The organism is Granulicella sp. L56 (genome assembly GCF_009765835.1).
Classification (GTDB): Bacteria; Acidobacteriota; Terriglobia; order Terriglobales; family Acidobacteriaceae; genus Edaphobacter.
Genome location: NZ_LMUS01000006.1, coordinates 1,032,340 through 1,051,792 on the forward strand (window position 1 = coordinate 1,032,340; position 19,453 = coordinate 1,051,792).

At 58.3% G+C, this 19,453-nt stretch carries 18 protein-coding genes; 10 read left to right on the plus strand and 8 right to left on the minus strand.

Translation table 11 applies throughout. From position 1 onward, the window contains the following. Positions 1–49 precede the first annotated feature (49 nt). Positions 50–1,204, plus strand: a complete 1,155-nt coding sequence (locus GSQ81_RS12300; RefSeq protein WP_158911025.1) for a glycosyltransferase family 39 protein — start codon at positions 50–52, stop codon at positions 1,202–1,204. Positions 1,205–1,208: 4 nt separating this feature from the next. Here GSQ81_RS12300 and GSQ81_RS12305 read toward each other — a convergent pair whose 3' ends face one another. Continuing rightward, positions 1,209–2,408 (minus strand): serine hydrolase, encoded by a 1,200-nt coding sequence (locus tag GSQ81_RS12305; protein ID WP_158911026.1) that lies wholly within the window; start codon positions 2,406–2,408, stop codon positions 1,209–1,211. 154 nt (positions 2,409–2,562) lie between these two features. Between GSQ81_RS12305 and GSQ81_RS12310 the strand changes: the two genes are divergently transcribed. The 6 genes from GSQ81_RS12310 (at position 2,563) to GSQ81_RS12335 (ending at position 10,112) form a co-directional block, all read left to right on the plus strand. Continuing rightward, positions 2,563–2,979: a hypothetical protein gene (locus GSQ81_RS12310; protein WP_158911027.1), complete on the plus strand. Its 417-nt coding sequence runs from the start codon at positions 2,563–2,565 to the stop codon at positions 2,977–2,979. Between the two features lie 165 nt (positions 2,980–3,144). Further along, the gene (locus GSQ81_RS12315; protein ID WP_158911028.1) at positions 3,145–4,959 is read left to right on the plus strand and encodes a CRTAC1 family protein; all 1,815 of its coding nucleotides are present in this window, start codon (positions 3,145–3,147) and stop codon (positions 4,957–4,959) included. Between the two features lie 36 nt (positions 4,960–4,995). Then, positions 4,996–8,037: a sensor histidine kinase gene (locus GSQ81_RS12320; RefSeq protein WP_158911029.1), complete on the plus strand. Its 3,042-nt coding sequence runs from the start codon at positions 4,996–4,998 to the stop codon at positions 8,035–8,037. Continuing rightward, positions 8,030–8,656 (plus strand): response regulator transcription factor, encoded by a 627-nt coding sequence (locus GSQ81_RS12325; protein ID WP_158911030.1) that lies wholly within the window; start codon positions 8,030–8,032, stop codon positions 8,654–8,656. Before GSQ81_RS12320 ends, GSQ81_RS12325 begins: the two co-directional genes overlap by 8 nt. Positions 8,657–8,667: 11 nt before the next feature. Then, entirely contained in the window at positions 8,668–9,174 is a 507-nt protein-coding gene (locus tag GSQ81_RS12330) for a hypothetical protein (protein WP_158911031.1), read from the plus strand. A 104-nt stretch (positions 9,175–9,278) separates the two neighbouring features. Then, positions 9,279–10,112, plus strand: coding sequence for an IclR family transcriptional regulator (locus GSQ81_RS12335; protein WP_158911032.1), 834 nt, complete (start codon positions 9,279–9,281; stop codon positions 10,110–10,112). Positions 10,113–10,161: 49 nt separating this feature from the next. On the opposite strand, the gene GSQ81_RS12340 is transcribed toward GSQ81_RS12335, so the two are convergent. Both GSQ81_RS12340 and GSQ81_RS12345 read right to left on the minus strand, forming a co-directional pair. Continuing rightward, positions 10,162–11,520 carry an alpha-L-fucosidase gene (locus GSQ81_RS12340; protein ID WP_254060152.1) on the minus strand — a complete coding sequence of 453 codons (1,359 nt, stop codon included), beginning with the start codon at positions 11,518–11,520 and terminating at the stop codon, positions 10,162–10,164. Between the two features lie 323 nt (positions 11,521–11,843). Next, on the minus strand, positions 11,844–12,179 hold the full coding sequence (locus GSQ81_RS12345) for a cupin domain-containing protein (RefSeq protein ID WP_158911033.1): 336 nt from the start codon (positions 12,177–12,179) through the stop codon (positions 11,844–11,846). Between the two features lie 65 nt (positions 12,180–12,244). Between GSQ81_RS12345 and GSQ81_RS12350 the strand changes: the two genes are divergently transcribed. Next, the gene (locus tag GSQ81_RS12350) at positions 12,245–14,287 is read left to right on the plus strand and encodes an EAL domain-containing protein (protein ID WP_158911034.1); all 2,043 of its coding nucleotides are present in this window, start codon (positions 12,245–12,247) and stop codon (positions 14,285–14,287) included. A 34-nt stretch (positions 14,288–14,321) separates the two neighbouring features. On the opposite strand, the gene GSQ81_RS12355 is transcribed toward GSQ81_RS12350, so the two are convergent. The 5 genes from GSQ81_RS12355 to GSQ81_RS12375 all read right to left on the minus strand — a co-directional run bounded on the left by GSQ81_RS12355 (position 14,322) and on the right by GSQ81_RS12375 (position 18,757). Then, complete coding sequence (locus GSQ81_RS12355) at positions 14,322–14,498, minus strand: hypothetical protein (protein ID WP_158911035.1); 177 nt, start codon at positions 14,496–14,498, stop codon at positions 14,322–14,324. Continuing rightward, positions 14,495–14,923 carry a DUF6677 family protein gene (locus GSQ81_RS12360; protein ID WP_254060153.1) on the minus strand — a complete coding sequence of 143 codons (429 nt, stop codon included), beginning with the start codon at positions 14,921–14,923 and terminating at the stop codon, positions 14,495–14,497. The genes GSQ81_RS12355 and GSQ81_RS12360 overlap by 4 nt, the downstream gene beginning before the upstream one ends. Positions 14,924–14,928: 5 nt before the next feature. Continuing rightward, complete coding sequence (locus GSQ81_RS12365; RefSeq protein ID WP_158911036.1) at positions 14,929–16,098, minus strand: Xaa-Pro peptidase family protein; 1,170 nt, start codon at positions 16,096–16,098, stop codon at positions 14,929–14,931. Positions 16,099–16,608: 510 nt separating this feature from the next. Beyond that, the gene (locus GSQ81_RS12370; RefSeq protein ID WP_158911037.1) at positions 16,609–17,847 is read right to left on the minus strand and encodes an ABC transporter permease; all 1,239 of its coding nucleotides are present in this window, start codon (positions 17,845–17,847) and stop codon (positions 16,609–16,611) included. Next, positions 17,840–18,757, minus strand: a complete 918-nt coding sequence (locus tag GSQ81_RS12375; protein WP_158911038.1) for an ABC transporter ATP-binding protein — start codon at positions 18,755–18,757, stop codon at positions 17,840–17,842. The genes GSQ81_RS12370 and GSQ81_RS12375 overlap by 8 nt, the downstream gene beginning before the upstream one ends. A 68-nt stretch (positions 18,758–18,825) precedes the next feature. Between GSQ81_RS12375 and GSQ81_RS12380 the strand changes: the two genes are divergently transcribed. Next, positions 18,826–19,155, plus strand: a complete 330-nt coding sequence (locus GSQ81_RS12380; RefSeq protein ID WP_216846423.1) for a type II toxin-antitoxin system RelE/ParE family toxin — start codon at positions 18,826–18,828, stop codon at positions 19,153–19,155. After that, complete coding sequence (locus tag GSQ81_RS12385; RefSeq protein ID WP_158911039.1) at positions 19,145–19,444, plus strand: addiction module antidote protein; 300 nt, start codon at positions 19,145–19,147, stop codon at positions 19,442–19,444. The genes GSQ81_RS12380 and GSQ81_RS12385 overlap by 11 nt, the downstream gene beginning before the upstream one ends. Positions 19,445–19,453 lie beyond the last annotated feature (9 nt).

The following is a 19,453-nucleotide window of genomic DNA, read 5'->3' on the forward strand; positions in this document are numbered from 1 at the left end:
CATTTCACCGGTAGACCACTTCGCCGAATTCGGCTGGGAGGTAGGCTGGGTGGCCCGCTCCATCGCCCAAGGCCACGGCTTCAGTTCGCCCTTCTATCCCTCCACCGGCCCCACGGCCATTGTCCCTCCACTCTTCACCTATCTGCTTGCCGCGGTCTTTCGCACCTTCGGCCTCTACACTGCCGCATCGGCTGTCGTCATTCTTTCCATCAATAGCGTCCTCTCGGCCCTTACCTGCGTTCCGCTCTACTTCAGCACCAGGTACGCCCTGGGCCAAAGAGCCGCCATGCTCACCGCCTGGGGCTGGGCCCTCTATCCATTCGCTATCTATTTTTCCGCGACGCGAGTTTGGGAGTATGCCCTGACCGGCTTTCTCTTCACGACCTGCTTCTGCCTCGCGCAGCGGCTTCACCGCCGGCGCCGCAACCTCGGCTGGATAGGCTTCGGCATCCTCTACGGCATCACCGGCCTGTCCAATCCATCCGTTCTCCCGATGTTCCCTGTCTTCCTTATCCTCACGGCCATCGTCCTTCATCGCCGCAAGGAAAAATGGCTAGTCCACAGCCTCATCGCCGCCATCAGCCTGCTCGTCGTCCTTGCTCCGTGGACCATCCGCAACTATCGCGCTGTCCACCTCATTGCCCCGGTCCGCGACAACTTCTGGCTCGAATTTTGGCCGGGAAACAACGGCAACACCTTCGAGTCCAACGATCACACGGACCGCCCGCCCACCGAGGCCGTCGAGCTACAGAAATTTGTAGCGCTGGGAGAGACTGCTTACCTCGCCCAGAACCGTGTTCTGGCAATGAGCTTCGTCCGTCAGCATCCGTTTCTCTTCATCAAATTCACTCTCCACCGCGTCCTCAGCTATTGGACTGGCTATTGGAGCTTCAACCCCGCCTATCTCCGCGACCAACCGACAGAGCTCCCAAATATGTTCTTCACCGTGGGCCTGACTTTTTTCATGCTGCTCGGAGCCCGCAGCCTCTGGCGCAGGGACAAGACAACGGCTCTTCCCTACCTTCTGCTTCTGGCGATCTTTCCCATCGCCTACTACCTGACCCATGTCATACCCGACTATCGACAGCCCATCGAACCCGAGATCATCGCGCTGGTCAGCGCGGGAGTGCTCTCCGTCAAGCGCTTCAACCGCCCACTCCCACAGCCAGAGCCAGAGCTGGTTGCACTCGAACTTCCAGCTTGATTCGTCAAGCGTTCCACGATGGAACTACGCGGACCATGTCCCACATCATCTGGTCGATGGCGGTGTCGATTTCGTTGGATGGTTGCGTGCGGGTGTTGCATAGAGCCGCCCAGCAAAAGCCGGTTGGGGTGCGCACCATGATGGAGGTGGTGCCGGGAAGGCTGCCGTTGTGCCACCAGTTCCCCGCGCCGCCGTTGCGGACCATCCAGCCGCGGGCATAGCGGGCATCGCCGGGCGGATAGGCGGGGGCAGGGGTGGTCATCATTTTGATGGTGGCAGGCTTGAGTAGCGCAGGGATACCGGGCGCTCCGGCGACGTGGTTGAGGAACTGGACGAGTTCGGTCGAGGAGGCGATCCAGCCGCCGTGCGAGTCCATACGCGCGATGTTGAGCTTGTACGGGTCTTCGGAGTACTGGCCAATGTAGACAACCTCGTTGGGAGCGCGCTGGCGCTCTTTATTTCTGGCGATCTGCATGGTGGTAATGCCGCAGGGCGCGAGGATATTGGCCTGAACATAGCCTTCGTAGGGCTGGCCGGTGACCTGCTCGATGACGCGGCCGAGCACGCAGTAGCCGAAGTTGGAGTAGGCCCAGTGGGTACCGGGCGGGTTGGTGATGGGAACGTTGGCGATGGTCTCGGTGATGAGCTTGGTCTGGTCCCAGCCGTCGTTGTGCATCATGGGATCGGTATTGTCGTTGGGCCAGCCGCCGGAGGTGTGGGTGAGCAGATGGTCGACGGTGATATCGGTGATGTAGGGCTTGTAGAGAGGCTTGCCGTACTTGGTCCCGAGGATGCCGGAAGGGCCGAAGACCTTGTCGGTGAGGTTGAGCTTGCCTTGTTCGATGAGAGAGAAGATGGTGACCGACGTGATGGGCTTGGTGACCGAGGCGATGCGAAAGAGAGAATCCTGCTGCGTCAGGACGAGGTGCTGACGGTCGGCCATCCCGGCGGCCTCGTCGTAGGCGAACTGGCCATTGCGGGAGATGGCGATGGAGGTGGCGGGAACGCGAAACTGGCGGCGGAATTCTCCGGCAATGCGGCCCATCTCGCCACGCTGCCGGCCGGTCGAACCACCGTACTGCCGTTGAGCAAAGACCTGGGGAATCGGCACGGCCGCCGCCACCGCGGTACCAGCCAGAGTGCGGAGGAGGGTTCGACGGGTGAGGGCCCGGCGGAAGAGGCTTTGAGCGGATGGCATCAACATAGGAGATGACCTTTCGATCTTCAAATCTTTGGAGTTCGATGAGGATTCTATCCCGCTCTCCTCTTGCTGTCGTTACCATTCTCCTTTTCATAATGAAAGAGTTCCGCAATTCCTGTAGATTGTGCTGTACACCAACATTGACCTGGAGGGATGGATGAAGAGATCTGGCCTGAGTATCTTCGTGTTTTGTTTTGCTTTGGCGTTCTTCGCCGGCAACTTTGCACGGGCGCAGCAACCACCACCGGCGGAGAAGCCCCCGGCCAGCGTCGCAGGAAAGTGGACCTTGTACAGCAATGACCCCAACGGATCGACCTCCTCCAAGTTCCTTGATCTTCGGCAGAACGGGAGCGTGATTACCGGCCATTTCAAAGGGCCGAACCAGTCAGGCGGCGTCGAAGGCACGATCCAGAACCAGCATCTCGTGGTCCGGACCAAGACGCGCGATGCCTTGACCTTTCGCGGGCGGGTCGACGGGCCGCGGGTTGATGGCATCGTTCAGGGCAAGACCTTCAATGGCACCTTCCACGCCCGGAGAGGGACAGGATCGTTCCAGGGGGTTCGTTCGAATTAAGGCCCGGCTCCGAATTCCGGGACGTGCTCAAGGCACCTCGGTGCAGACGGAAAATGGTACCGTTCCGTTGTGATAAACCTGTTGCGGGCACCGAATCGCCAACTCGGCCGATTCGTAAAACTGCTCGCCGGCCAAAAAATAGATATCGCGTCAGGAACTTGCCTCATGTCCGGTCACCATCGCTCTCTCCCAGGCTTCGCTGCCTCCATCCTTGCTCTCAGCCTTCTCTTCACCGAAGCAGCCATCGCGCAGGCTCCAGCGCCTGCGCAGGATGGCCAGCCCGCGGGCATGAGCGTCAATACGGGCGGGGCACACGCAGCCGTCCTCGACGACGAGCACCGCCCCATCACGGCTGGCGGCTTCGTGAAAACCGGCCCCATCATCTTTGAGGACATCGCCCAGAAGGCCGGTCTCACCTCGTGGACCCACATCATGGGAACGCCCGAGAAAAACTTCATCATCGAGACCAACGGCTCCGGCGTCGGCCTCTTCGACTACGACAATGACGGCTGGCTCGACATCTATCTGGTCAATGGCTCCACCTACGACGCGCTCTCCGGCAAGACGACGCCGCCGCACGCCGCTCTCTTCCACAATAACCATGATGGAACCTTCACCGACGTTGCCGCCAAGGCCGGAGTCACCAACGACCGCTGGGGCGTCGGCGTCGCCATCGGCGACTACGATAACGACGGCTGGCCCGACATCTACGTCTCGAACTTCGGCAAGAACCGCCTTTACCACAACAACCACGATGGGACCTTTACCGATGTCGCTGAAAAAGCCGGTGTTACGCTGGGAAACTGGTCTGCCGGAGCGACCTGGGGCGACTACGACGGTGACGGCAGACTCGACCTGTTCGTTCCCGGCTATATCCACTACGACATGGCCAACCAGCCCTCGTACGGCTGCCAGTTTCGCGGGGTGAAGGTGATGTGCGGCCCTCGCGGCCTCAAGGGCGAGCCTGACCATCTCTTCCACAACAACGGGGACGGCACCTTTACCGACGTGAGCGAAAAAGCCGGTGTTTCGGACAAGAACGGCTACTACGGCCTCGCGTCGGCTTTCATTGATGTGAACGACGACGGCAAGCTCGACCTCGTCGTCGCCGACGACTCCACCCCCAACTACCTCTATATCAATAAGGGCGACGGTACTTTCGATGACGACAGCTATGCCTCTGGCTACGCTCTTAATGAAAATGGCCGCGAGACCGCATCGATGGGTATCGCCATCGGCGATTACCGCAATAATGGGCTGCTTGACCTCTACAACACCACCTTCTCCGACGACTACAACCCGCTCTACCGCAACGACGGCGAGGGCAACTTCACCGACGTCAGCTACCAGATGGGCATCGCCGAACCAACCATTCCCTTCCTCGGCTGGGGCGACGCCTTTCTCGACTTCGACAACGACGGCTGGAAAGACATCTTCGTCGCCAATGGCCACGTCTATCCCCAGGTTGACCAAACCACCTGGGGAACCACATGGAAGCAGCGCCCTCTGCTCTTCCACAATATTGACGGCAAAAAGTTCGAGGTCGAACCCGCCGTCGAAGGCACCGGGCTGGCTCAACTTTATGTAAGCCGTGGCATGGCCGAAGGCGATCTGTTCAACGACGGCAAGCTCGACGTGGTCATCAACGTTCTCGACGGCCATCCCGCTCTGCTGCGTAACGTCTCCGCCGATCACCACCACTGGACCGAGTTCAAGCTGATTGGTGGCCCCAAGGGCCCGCGCGATGCTATCGGCGCCAAGATTTTTGTGACGGCGAATGGGATGCGCCAGCGTGACGATATCTTCTCGGGCGGCAGCTTCGCCTCGACCCACGATCCGCGCCCGCACTTCGGCCTTGGCGATGCCACCAAGATCGATGTTGTGGAAGTACACTGGCCCGACGGAGCCAAAGAAAAATTTGTCGTCTCCAAGGTCGATCAGATTGTTACTCTCACTGAAGGCAAAGGAACGAAGATGTAAGAGTGCAGTCAGGAACTGCCGTGGCAGGTTACGCTTTTGGATAGAACAGGCAACGACAAGAACAACGGCGAAATACAGGGGTCTCTCCGCTCCGGCGGCAAAAACGCCGTCTCCGGTCGAGGTGACGTTTTTATAGTGTTCCATCCTGTCGTGCGCTTCCTGTTCTTCTGGATGCTCTGCGGAATCGTCACGCTCACAGTCCGCGCGCAGGACGTCAATAATCTGGGACATCAATCCTGGTCGACTGAGAACGGGCTTCCACAGAACAGCGTCCACCAGGTCTATCAGTCGAGTGACGGCTACATCTGGATCGCTACCGAAGACGGCATCGCCCGCTTCGACGGCATCGACTTCAAAGTCTTCAACCACGAGAACACCGCCGCCTTCACCAGCAGCGACACCTGCTGCATCGCCGAGGACGCCGCTGGAGCGCTCTGGATCGGGACCTCCGATGGCCTCGTCCAGTATGCAAAAGGCAACTTCCGACACTATTCACTTCCCGATGTCGTCCTCTCTCTCTCAACAGACGACAACGGAGGTCTCGTCGCCCTTACCGGCAACAGCCTGTTGCGCTTCGACGGAAAAGACTTCTTACCTATTTCACTTCCCTCCTCGGCAACGCCAACCGCAGTCGCCAGAGCAGCCGATGGAAGCCTCTGGGTTGCGGCAACCGCAGGAATCTTCCAGTATCAGCACGGTCACTTTCGCCCGGTGCCGCTCAATCCCGGCGTTGCGGCAGAGAGCATCGAAGCCATTGGTTCGCTGCCCGGCAATGGCCTATGGATACGGACCACGAGCGGCATCACCCTGATTCAGAACGGTCATCAACGCACTCTCCAGACCGGTCATGATTTGCCGGTGACTCGCATCCAGTCGGCGCTGGCAGACTCTCGCGGAGACCTCTGGATCGGCACCAATCAGGGTCTCTTCGTCCTGAACCTGCGGAATAGCAACAGCCAGCCGCAGCGGCAGTCGGCCCTGGGCACAAGCAGCATCCTCTCGACCTTCGAGGACCGCGAGGGCAATCTCTGGGTCGGCACCGAAACCAGCGGACTCGACATTCTGCGGCAGCAGAACTTTCGCACCGTCCCCGAACTCTCCGATCGCGTCATTACCGCTATCGTGCAGGCTTCGGATGGAGCGATGTGGGCAGGCACCAACGGCGATGGGCTCGACCGCTGGCAGGCCGGAAAGCTCGAACACTACTCTGTCCGCAACGGCCTGCTTAGCGAGATCATCCTCGCTCTCGCCCCCGGGGCCAGCGGCGGCATCTGGGTCGGAACTCCCGATGGACTGAACCACATCGAAGGCGGCAAAGTCACGTCCTACACCTCGGCCGATGGCTTGCCCGACGACCTCATCCGTTCTCTGTTGGTCGATGGCGACGGCTCGCTCTGGATCGGCACACGCCGCGGTCTTGCACATTGGCAGAACAACCGGTTCACCATCTTCACCCAAGCTAATGGATTGAAGAGCAACCTGATCGGCGCTCTCCTTGAGCCCCAGGCTTCTGGCTCTCAACACGATTTGTGGATCAGCACGCTCAATGGCTTGTCACGACTTCGCGACGGCAGGATATCGACCTATACCACCAAAGAAGGCCTCTCCGGCGACGTCATCACGTCGCTCGCCGAAGGGCAGCATGGCCTTCTCTGGATCGGCACCAAAGGGGAAGGCCTCAGTGCCTATTGGAATGGCATCTCCGCCTCTTTTCGTCGATCCGATCTTCCACAGACGGTCGACTCTATCCTGAAGGACGATCACGATAATCTTTGGCTAAGCTCCACCCACGGCATCACGCGTGTCTCCGCATCCCGACTTATGTCCTGTGGATCCTCTTCAGAGTGCAATCCTCGGCCTATCTCCTATGGCCGCTCGGACGGCATGCCTACGGAAGAGGCCTCCGCAATCGGTCACCCGTCAGCGTGGAAGACGATGCAAGGCCAGCTCTGGTTCGCCACGCGCAAGGGCGTAGCCATCGCCGATCCCGATCACCTCTCCGAGAACCACATTCCTCCGCCCGTCGTCATCGAGCGCTTCACCCTCGACGACATGGAGCTTCCTCTCTCGGCGTCGGAGCAGAGCATCCCTCCCGGCCACAACAGCTTCGCCTTTCAGTATGCGGGACTCAGCTACGCTGCTCCATCGAAGGTCCGCTACCGCTACATTCTGGAGGGCTTCGACAAGCAGTGGACGCAGGCCGGTTCGCGCCGCATCGCTTATTACACCAACCTGCCTGCGCGCCACTACCGTTTCCGCGTGCAGGCTGCCAATAACGATGGCGTATGGAACGAAGCCGGAGCCTCGTTGAGCTTCTATGTGAAGCCGCCCTTCTATCGCAGACCCTGGTTCCTTCTGCTTGCCCTTCTTTGCATCGCTGGGATCGTCGTCCTTCTTTATCGTCTCCGCCTGCGCCGCCTTCACTCGCAATTTCAGGCAGTCCTGGCCGAACGCAATCGCGTGGCCCGCGAGATTCACGACACGCTCGCGCAAAGCTTCGTCGGCGTCTCCGTCCAGCTTGAACTCACCGCACAACTGCTCGCCCATTCGCAGATTGACGCGGCTGGCCAGCAGATCGACCGCACCCGCGAATACGTGCGCGATGGCCTCGCCGAAGCGCGCCGCAGCATATGGGACCTTCGCGCCGCTACCGCTCAACACACGCTGCCCACCCGTCTTACACGGCTCGCCGAGCAATCGAGCACCGAGAAGCTTCCGATTCAGCTCAAGATCGGCGGCACGTACCGGCCACTCGCCGCGGCCTTCGAAGACGAGGTCCTGCGCATCGCACAGGAGACGCTCAGCAACGTATCCCGCCACGCCAACGCAACCCACGTCTCCATCGATCTGCGTTATCATTCAAGCCGGTTGACATTATCCATCACTGACAATGGTCGCGGCTTCGAAGCATCCGACAAGACTCTTCCTGCCAGGGGCCACTTTGGCCTCCAGGGGATGCGCGAGCGGGCAGCACAGATTCATGCTCAACTAATTTTAGAAAGCGCGCCGGGCCAAGGCACAACAGTTAAGCTGGAAGCTCCCATCGCGACACAGAAAGGCACTGCAACCAATGTCTGAACCGATTCGCATCCTTGTAGTCGATGATCATCACGTCGTCCGGCAGGGCCTTGTGGCATTGCTCAACATCATGCCCGAGATCAAAGTCGTTGGAGAAGCCAGCGATGGACTTCAGGCCATCGAACTTTATCGCAGCCTGCGCCCCGACATTACCCTGATGGACCTGCAGCTTCCTAAACTCACCGGAGTTGAGGCCATCCAGAAGATTCGTGCCGACGATCCCAACGCGCGATTTGTCGTTCTCACCACGTTCGATGGAGACGAAGATATTTTTCGCGCACTTCAGGCCGGAGCCAAGGCCTATCTGCTGAAAGGCATGACCATCGAAGAGCTGCTCTCGACCATTCAGGCAGTACACAGCGGTAAAACGCGCATCTCGCCTGCCATTGCGGAGAAGCTGGCCGAAAGAATGAGCAGCCACGCGCTCACCGCCCGCGAATTGGGCGTGCTGGAACGTATCGTCGCCGGACGGGCCAACAAGGAGATCGCCTCCGACCTCGATATCAGCGAAGCGACCGTCAAATCACACATCAACAATCTATTGAGTAAGCTCGGCGTCAGCGACCGCACCCACGCGGCGACCGTCGCCCTGCAACGCGGTATAGTACATCTCAAATGAAACGGCCCCTGATGAAATTCTTTGCCCTTGCCCTGCTGCTGCCCATGCTGACGCCTCTGTTCGCGCAACCCAAGTCCACCTGGCGTTCGGCGACATCCGCAGAGTTGCAGGGCGTGCTGCCGGCCCGCGCGCAGGTTGAAAAAGAGCGCATCGAAACCGAGATGCGCACCGCCTCCGGCATCATCAACTCGCAGGGGAAGATCATCGCGGGCGTCGTTCTCATCACTGCCGGCTACTCGGCCGATGGAAAGTACTCGCACTACTTCCTTGTACAGGCCCCGATCACCATTGGGGACGTCGCCCTGCCCACCGGTAATTATGTTTTAGGATGGCAGCGTGAGGAGGACACGCTTGACGTCAAATTCTATGACGCCGCAACCGGCGAAGAGCGCGGCACCGCAACCGCCCATCGCCTGCCCACAGGGTCGCGTGTCGAATCCTTTCGCATCTGGCCTCCCTCCGATCACCCGATGATTCAGATTGGCCGCTTCGCGCTTCCGTACACCCCAGGCGCATAGAGGCAGTGCCAGTGGAGATGGAGCTCTGGCGAATATTCGACACGCCCGGTAGAACATTTGTTACCTTGGGGTGACACTTCAATCCCCTACTTCTGAGTATCTTCATGGCTAAAGTTAAATCCGCGGTAAAGCGATACTATCCAACTCCGGCTTTGGAAAAAGGTCTGGATATTCTGGAGCTCTTCGCGAGCACGCCCTCCGGGCTTACGGTAAGCGAGGTCGCGCGCAGGCTGAACCGCACCGTCTCCGAGATCTTCCGCATGTTGCTCTGCCTGGAGCAGCGCGGATACCTGGCACAATCCGCGAACAAGGAACGCTATCAGCTCACGCTGCGGCTCTTCCGTCTAGGGCAGGAGCATCCTCCAACCAAGCGGCTTGTCACCGAGGCGCTGCCCACCATGCATCAGGTGGCGCACGAGTTGCGTCAGTCATGCCATCTCGGGGTGCTCGACGGCGGTCATGTTGTTATTCTTGCCCAAGTCGATTCACCGGAGTCCACCGGTTTCTATGTCAAGGTCGGCTCCAAGGTTGACCTGATGCACGCGGCAACCGGCCACGTCATTCTCGCGCATCAGGACGAAGATTCTTGCGAGCGGGCCATCGACGAGTGGACACTTGAGACGAAGAAGAAAAAGCCAGCCGACCTCGAAGAGCACCTCGCGAAGATCCGCGTCCGCGGATACGAACGCCGCGCCAGCTACGAGGTGACCGGCGTGGTCAACATCGGCTTCCCCATCCTCAACGCCCAGGGAAATGCAGTGGCGGGCCTCACCGTTCCCTACGTCAAGCGTATCGAGGACACCATCGGCATCCAGGAGATTATCGCCTCCCTGCGAAAGGCCAGCCGACAGATATCGGAGGCGATTGGCGCCCTGTCGCCCGCCGAAGAGGAAGAGCAAAAGACACACCAGAAACGCGCGGCAAAGCCCAAACAATAAGGCCCTGCCAGAGTGATGCTTCGGCAGGGCCTGGAGGTTACAGTGAAAGCTAGATCCCGACTCCGGCGCGTGGCTTCTCCCTGCGCACGAAGTCTGTATCCTGGGTGGGCTCGGCCTCGCATTCGAGCACAAGGGTCGTGACCGGTGAATCCGGCGCTTCCATTGGCAGACCAACCAGATGAACGCGATACGGGTCCTGCGTGAACTTCACGTTCTTCTTGCTTTTCAGGAAGTGCGCAGACTTCACCTTCGTCTTCAGCCCCGAGATTGCAACATCTTCGCCCGGCCAGAAATGGACGTGCATGAACAGCGTATTTCCTGTTCGCGTAAAGCTCGCATACGATGACCGGTGCGGCTGGCAGATATCGGATTTGTAGATAGTTTCTCCGTTCGTGTCCATCCACTTTCCGACCTCATTCAGGACCTGAACCGACTCTTCCGGCACCGATCCATCCGGCTTCGGCCCGATATTCAGCAGATAATTTCCGCCTCCGCTGGCGCATTTAATCAGGTTTTGGACAATCGTCTTCGACGACTTCCAATCGTCATCGGCGCGCTGATATCCCCAGCTATCGTTGAGCGTCATGCAGCTCTCCCACGCGCGGCCATTGGTCTCGGCGACGATCTTCTGCTCCGGGGTGGAAAAGTCTCCCGTCAGCTTGTTCCGGTTGTTCACGATGATGTCCGGTTGCAGTTCGAACATCATCGTGTTCATGCGCTCGGACTCCCACCCCTTTGCATCCAGAGGCCATGCAACGTCATACCACAGCACATCGATCTTGCCGTAGTTCGTCAGCAACTCGCGAATCAGCCCATGCGTGTACTCGACGAAACGCTTTCTCGCCGCCTCATCGGTAGCGCACCGCGCACCGTCGGGATGGTGCCAATCCATCAGCGAGTAATAGAAGCCGACGTGCATCCCTTCGGCCCTCGCAGCCTCCACATACTCCCGCACCAGATCGCGCTTTGGCCCTTGTTTGGTCGCGCAGTAGTTCGTAAGTTTTGTGTCGAAGTTGCAGAAGCCCTCATGGTGCTTGGTCGTCATCACCATATACTTCATGCCTGCGGCCTTGGCCAGCTTCGCCCATTCGCGCGCAAAGCCCGGTTTGGGATTGAATCGATGCGCCAGGTCCTGATACTCGTCGATTGGAATCGCCTCATTCTCCATGGCCCATTCGTGCCGCTCATGCACGCTGTACAGGCCGAAGTGGATGAACATGCCGAACTTCGCGGCATGCCACCATTTCATGCGTCGAATCTGGTCGGGCGTCGATGCCTGTGGAGCAGCATCCCCTTCTCCTGCCACGGGCTTCGCAGCCACCTGTGCCGCTCCACTTACCGCCATCGAGGCAAGCGATGCCCCCGTACCGAGCAGCATATTTCGTCGGCTTACTTTGAAAGGCTCCATCCACACTCCCGTTCTGTCGCGAAATAAAATCTCTTCCCTGAAATTGTTCGCACTTGTTGCAATAAGGGTTTTATCGATCAGCAGAAACGATTGTCAAGGATAAAATGATTTTTTTATATAAAAAAGTAATTCGTAGGCTGGCGCTGGAAAGGGCCGTCCTTAGCAAGGTCTGATTAAGTCCCCAATGATTCCCTCAAAGGCTAAAGCCTATTTTCATAGGATTGACTTACGACACGGCTGAAGCCGCGTCCCTTCAAAACCATGATCGGAAGATACAAATTTACGTCGAACATCAAACAAAATAGGCAACAAAAAAAAGACTCCTACTTCAGCAACGCCCTATAGTCCTCGCGCACCGGTGTAAACACATCCAGCACCTCGGAGGCCTCCAGCGCGGAAGCCTGGTGTTCTACGCCTCCGTTAACGGTAAAGCTGTCCCCCGCAAGTACGTCGAATGCCTCTTCCCCTACCTCTACTCGCAACGCACCACTGATGACGTAGACCAGTTGGTGATGCAGATGGCTATGCCGTTCTCCTACCCAATCCTGCTCAAAATAATGCCGAACCAGCATCAGCTCCTCGCTATGCGCCAACACCTGCCGCATCATTCCCGGCTCTGGCGTAAAGCTTCGTGCGTCCTGCGATCTCATCAAACTCATCGATGCCTCATCTTCAAGAAAATGCGATACAAGTTCATCTATAGAGAGTATCCTTCAGCGCAGCTATGGTTGCCGCCCACCCAACCGACCTACGCAAGGCCCTTGACGCGGACGAAATTGTCCCTTACTTCCAGCCTATCGTAGAACTGCGCACCGGCGTCCTCACCGGCTTCGAAGCTCTCGCGCGCTGGCGGCATCCGGTTCAAGGCCCCGTATCGCCGGACGTATTCATTCCTCTCGCCGAAGAGAACGGCCTTATCGGCATCCTGACGCGAAATCTATTGCGCCGGGTCTTTACTGTGGCGGCCACTCTTCCTGACAAGCTTTCCATCTCATTCAACATCTCTCCACTCCAGTTTAGCGACCGCTCCCTGTCCGGGCAGATTAGCTCGGCGGCTAAACTTGCAGGATTTTCGCTTGAGCGTCTGATCCTTGAGATCACGGAGAGCGCGCTCATCGGCAACATCGATCAGGCACAAACCATCGCACAGGAGCTGAAGGCCCTCGGCGTATCCCTTGCGCTCGACGACTTCGGCACCGGCTATTCCAGTCTTCGCCATCTTCAGGCGCTGCCCTTCGACGAGTTGAAGATCGATGCCAGCTTTGTCCGCGAGATGTCGGACACAAAAGAGAGCAGAAAGATTGTCGCGGCCATCATCGGCCTCGGCCATAGCCTTAGCCTCACCACGGTTGCTGAGGGGGTCGAGACGACAGAACAGGCGGAGATGCTTCTGCGCCTGGGCTGCGACATCGGGCAGGGATGGCTCTACGGTCCTCCTGTTCCGCCGGACGATCTCGCCAGCTTCCTCTCTTCGCAGTCCTTGTCCCCTTCGCCACCTTCCCCCAGCACCTCCGCAAAGCTGTCCGAGGGCGATACCCTGCCCAGCCTTGAGGCGCTGCCCGCGCAACGCCTCGCGCAACTGCAGACCATCTACGAAGGCGCTCCCGTGGGCCTCTGCTTCCTCGATCGCAGTCTGCGTTATGTCAGCATCAACAGGCAGCTCGCGGAGATGAACGGGGTGCCCCTCGCCGACCATCTCGGACGAACCGTGCAGGATGTCATTCCCGGTCTCTTCCCTGAAATCGAGTCCTACCTTCGGCGCGTTCTCCAGGGCGAGACCTTCACCGACCTTGAATTTACCACTCAGCAAAAAGACGCCGAAGGCCACAATCGCACCCTGCTCGTCGCGTATCTGCCGGTTCGCGATGAAGCCAATGAGGTCGTCGGCATCTCGGCTGCCATCATCGACATCACCAGCCGCAAGCTTATGGAGAAGGCCCTTCGTGAAAGCGAAGAACACTATCGCAACTTCGTGGAGCTCAATCCCCAGATTCCCTGGACCAGCGATGCGCAGGGAATGATTATCGAAGCAGGCCCACGCTGGGAAGGCTCCACGGGATGGACCCCGGAACAGGCGCTCAATCAAGGTTGGATCAAGGGGCTGCACCCCGCCGATGTCATCCCGACCCTTCGCGTATGGGCAGAATGCCGTCGGTCTGGCCGCCCCGTCGATATCGAGTTTCGCATCGGCCGCGGCGACGGCATCTGGCGCTGGATGCGATCACGCGCCGCCCCGCGAAGGGACTCCGCCGGAGACATTATCCGCTGGTACGGCACCCTTGAAGACATTGACGACCGTAAAAAGGCCGAGCATGCACTCCGCGAAAATGAAGCTCTTCTGCGTGCGGTCTTCAATGCCGTCCCCATGGGGCTGATCATCTCGGAGTCACCCAGCAACCGCATCCTCATGTGCAACCCGCGCGCGGAAGCGATCCTCCGGAGCCCCATTCCAACCGGCGCGAACATCGATACCTATCGCAAATCAAACCTCTTCCATACCGATGGGCGCCCCTTCGGACCCGAGGAATATCCCATGGAGCGCGCCATCCGCACGGACAAGACAACCGAATCTGAGGATGTCCTCTACCGGTACGACGATGGCACTCATGCCTGGATGAGGATCACTGCCGCGCCCATCCGCGGGAAAAAAGGAGGCATCGCAGGTGCTGTGCTGGCCATTCAGCTCATCAATCAGGCGACGCAGGAGAGGCAAAAGCTGCTCGACCGCATCGCCGAGCTGGAGCAGAAGCTTAAATCTCGCTCCTGACCGACACGATCGCTGTACTACGCCATGCTCGTCCCTAGTGTTTGACCAGCCACATCAACCAACTGGCAGCCACTGTCCCCAGCACAAACAGCCCGAAGCAGAACGCGCCAAACCGGATCATCCTCCGAGGTTCGGCCCGTTGCGTAATCCCGAAGACGATCGAGGTGAAGAGCGAGAACAGCAGCACCGCGTCAAAATGCGTCATGGTCACGAAGCCTTCCTTCCGGTCGCCAGCGAATGCGCATCGACCGCCGCAATCACGTTCAGCAACCCGGCCACCACCATGAACTTCGTGCCATAGTCAGCCGACACCGTGACCACGGCTGTCGCGCCAAGATCGAAGATCTTCGCCACGACATATAGCAAGCCGGTTCCCAGGTCGCCCGCGAAGTTCAGAATGTCCAGCAGGTCGCCCGTATTCGGCGAGTAGATCTTGCCCTGCAATGCCACTCCGATGCTGAACATCAGCACCAGCGTCACAAAAAGCAGCAATCCCCGCACCCACTTGCCCAGCAGAAAGTGTCCTGCGCCCGGAACCAGCCATCCGGCAATCAACACCAGAAGCGCCATCGAAGAAGACCTGCCAGCGGCGCGCGCTGGGACCTGTACAGTGTTCGCCATTTCAGTTGTCATCATAGCAGTTACACCCGAACCAGTTCCGTCTGTATTCTGCCCGTCACCTCAGCTTTGCCTGCCCGCGCCATCATATCCACCTCGCTGCGCACGCCGAACTCACCGGGAAAATAGATCCCCGGCTCCACTGAAAAGCACGTATTTGGCAGGATCAGCCGCTCGTCGTGCGTCTCAAGATTGTCCAGATTTGCGCCGTTCCCATGCAGTACCGAGCCGATATTGTGCCCCGTCCGGTGCGTAAACTCCTCCCCGAATCCAGCCCGCCGAATCACCTCGCGCGCCGCATCGTCCGCCTCCCATCCGGCAATGGCCCGGCCTGCGACAAACGCCTCCTGCACCTTCGTTATTGCGGCGTCACGTGCATCGCGGACCGTCGCAAACACTATCTGCTCCCGCTCTGTCGGTTCCCGGTCCACCACCCCGGTCCATGTGATGTCGTAAAAACAGGCACCCGCCCGCTCCAGCTTTGCCCATATATCGATCAGCACAAAATCGCCGCGGCGAATCGGCTTCGAACTCGCCGCAGTCGGATCGTAGTGCGAATCGGCGGAGTTGGCCCCGATGCTCACATTCGGGCCATGGTCCCAGAGCAGCCCCTCCCGCCCCATCGCCTCGCAAAAATACTGCACCATGGCGAATTCGTCGGTGCCGCCCGAGCGCACCCGGCTGCCGATCTCCTTCCACCCGGCGTCCAGAATCGCGTCAATTTTTTGCTGCGCTACAAAATGGGTGGCAATCTGCTGCTCGGAGAGCACCGCCTCAAACTGGCTGACGAGATTGGCCGAGCTGACAATCTCCTTGCCCATTCCCCGAATCAGCTCCACCGTTCCCGCATCCACCAGCGAGATGTACATGATGGCGTTTCGAGGCGAGTACTGCATGGCGATCCGCGTCTGGCCGGCCAGCATCGCTTCTAGCTGCGCCTCCAGCTCCTGCCACGACGAGTACACCGCCTTCGTCCCCGGCAACGCATCCAGCCGTCCCGCTTCAATGCGATGAACCAGCTTCTTCGGCTCACCCTCCGCCGGGATCAGGTAAAACCATCGCCGCGAGACCAGCGCCGCCTCGCCTAAACCCAGAATCCGGTACGCTAACGGGTCACGATAGTGATGGTCATAGAAGAGCCATCCATCTAGTTTTTGATCACAAAGTGCGGTTTGAATCGCATCAATATCCATGTTTGCCATCCTAAACCCGGGCCATATCGACTTAAGGAAGGTCTGATTAAGTTCCTGAACAATTGCTCGGGGGCTAAAGCCCCATGACAGATGAGCGATTTGCGGCGTGGCTGAAGCCACGCCCTTTCAAAACGAAGACTTAATCAGAGGTTCCTTAAGTGAGCTTTGCCGTGGGAAGAGCCCTCTCCGGCAAACTATTGAATGACTCAATAGTTTAGTATCGAACTATTTTTTGCAGAGGTGTCGTCTTTATCTTTAGAGGTGTTCTCCTCCAGATGTAGTTTTGATGATTCGAGCAAAACGCAGATTCCCTTCGGGAATGACAAATAAGAGAAGCTACACCTGAGAGGAAGTAGCCATAAATGAACCAGGCGAGAAGGCCTCCGTGCCGGGAGACAACCGCAGGTCCTTTGACTCCGCCTCGCGCGATAAAACTGCGCGAGGCTCCGCTCAGGATGACAACTTTTATATCGATCCGATGCTTTCAATCCATCTCTATGTCGATACTGCCTAGCTGTACTTGAGCCAGCGCAGGATCTCGGGCAGCGTGGGCTTCTTGCCATACATCAGGATGCCGACGCGGTAGATGCGGCTGGCGACCCAGAGAATGCCGTAGATGGTGACCAGCATCAGCCCAATCGAGAGCGCGATCTGCCACACCGGAACCGCCGTCAGCGAGAGGCGCAGATACATGATCAGCGGAGTCATAAAAGGAATGAGCGAAAGGACCGTCGACAGAACCGAGTTCGGGTTCGAGATGATGATGCCCATGGCAAAGAAACAGCAGGCCAGCGGCATCACCAGGAACATGTTGAGCTGCTGCAGCTCCTGCTCCGAGTTGGTCATCGCACCAAGCGCGGCGGCGATGCTGGCATAGAGCATGAAGCCCAGCACAAAAAAGACGACGAAGAAGATGATCTGCATAGCGCTGAGCGAGACATGGACATTGCCACCCGCGATCGAGGAGACCAGCGAAGTGCTGGTAAGCAGGATGGCAGCAATCAGCCAGATAAATACCTGGGTCAGCCCGACGGAGCCCACACCAAGCATCTTGCCTGCCATCATCTCTTCTGGCCGGATGGTGGCGAGCAGCACCTCGAAGACGCGCGAGGTCTTCTCTTCAATAATCGACCGCGCAACGTTCATGCCATAGAGCATGATGACGAAGTACATCAGGAAAAACAGTACATAGATGGCGATGAAAGTAGAAGTTGTATCTGCATTCTTGCCGGCCTGCGTCGTATCCACTTCAACCGGCTGCATCAGCGAGTTGACGTCTGAAGCTACCATTCCCTGATGCGCCAGCCGCTCGCGTACCAGAACCGTACGCAGCGCGGAGCTGACAGCTTCCTTGGTCGCGATATCACCCGCCGAGCGTGGCGTGTAGGAAAACGAAGGCCGTGCGTTCTCCTGCGTCGCTGGAGTGATCCAGAGATAGCCGTCGAGGTTTTTATTTGCCAGCTCGCCATCAAGAACGCCGCGCGTATCGCTAGCCGGAGGCGAGATGACGTCGACCGTCATTTTGCTGTCCTTGCCATTCTCCAGTTCAGCTTGCAAATCGGTGGCGAGTTGCTGGTCATGGGAGACGACGGCGATATGCGAAGTCGATCTCGCATGAGCGCTGGTGATGGCTTCGACGACGATGCCGCCGCCCATCAGCAGCGGAAAGATGATGGTGAAGAAGAGAAAGGCCTTGGTGCGGATGCGTTCAAGATACTCACGCTTTGCGATCAGCCAGACGTTATGCATCGACCTTGCCTCCAACTTTTTCTATGAATATCTCTTCGAGCGTAGGTTCCTTCACCTCGAAGCGGTTGATGCGCGTACCGCGCTGGATGGCATCGGCAAGCAGCGGCTGCGCATCGGGAGCGATACCGTCGACACTGCGCAGCTTGATCTCGGCACGGCCGCTGTAGGTCTTAGCTTCTTCGATGGAAGGATGCTGAAGGAAGCCGGTGTCTCCTTCGAAGAGCATCTCGACCCGGTTGCGCGGGTAGTGCGCCTTGATCTCGCGCATCGTTCCAGACAAAACAAGGTTGCCGTTATGGATGAGCGAGATGGAGTCACAGAGCTTTTCGATCTGGTCCATGCGATGCGTCGAAAACAGGATCGTACGGCCCTGGCTGCGGAGGTCGACGAGTGTGTCCTGCAAGATCGTCGCATTGACGGGATCGAGGCCGCTGAAGGGCTCGTCCATGATGATGAGTTCGGGTTCGTGGAGCAGCGTCGAGATGAACTGGATCTTCTGCTGCATTCCCTTGGACAACTCTTCGGTCTTTTTGCCGATGGAACCGGAGATGCCAAGCCGGTCGCACCACTCATGAGCGCGCTTGCTGGCAGTGGCCGCGTTGAGACCGTGAAGCTGCCCCAGAAAGATGAGCTGGTCCATCACCTTCATCTTCTTGTAGAGGCCACGCTCTTCGGGCAGGTAGCCGACACGATGAAGGTTCTTGCGCGTAAACGGCTGTCCGAAGAGGTTGATCGAGCCGGAATCGGGCACGGTGATGCCGATCATCATGCGGATGCTGGAGGTTTTTCCGGAGCCGTTGGGGCCGAGAAGACCGAACATGGTGCCGGGTTCGATGTTGAAGCTGATGTCGTTTACGGCGACTTTCGTGTCGTAGACCTTGCGGACTTTCTGGAGCTCGACGATGGGCATGGGTTCTCTTGATGTCAGTCTAGCAGGGAGTGTTGACAGCAATTCGTTTATAGACGAACATAATTAATGTGTACGAAATTCGGCATTATGTGACCCGTGGTGGCAAGGATATCTATGCCGGGTGGCACGACAGGCTGCGAGACGGAAAGGCAAGAGTCGCAGTGGATCGCCGCCTCAGCCGGATTGAGAGCGGCAACTTCGGGGACCATAAATTTTGCATGGATGGAGTTTGGGAGTTAAGGATCGATGTCGGGCCTGGATACCGGGTCTATTACGGGATCGATGGTGGCCAGATCGTTTTGCTACTCAGCGGCGGCGATAAGGGTTCGCAGACTCTTGACATTCAAAATGCCGCGGAATATTGGCGTGACTGGAAGGAGCGGACCAATGAGAGATAGAAGTCATGACGACGCAATGGCAGAATATTACCGGGAGCATCCGGAGTATGCGGTAGAGATATTGAACAGCATTCTTGAGGATGGTGAGCCGGGGGAGCTGTTGATCGCGTTGCGGCAGATGACAAAAGCGTTTGGCGGAGTGCAGAGCGTTGCGGAGAAGGCGCACCTGAACCCGACGCAACTCTATCGAACGCTATCGGCGGACGGAAATCCCGCGTTGAGTAGCCTGACCGCTATTCTGAAGGCAATGGGTCTGCGCCTTGCAGTCGAGCCTGTCAAAGCTGCTTAGGCCGGATAT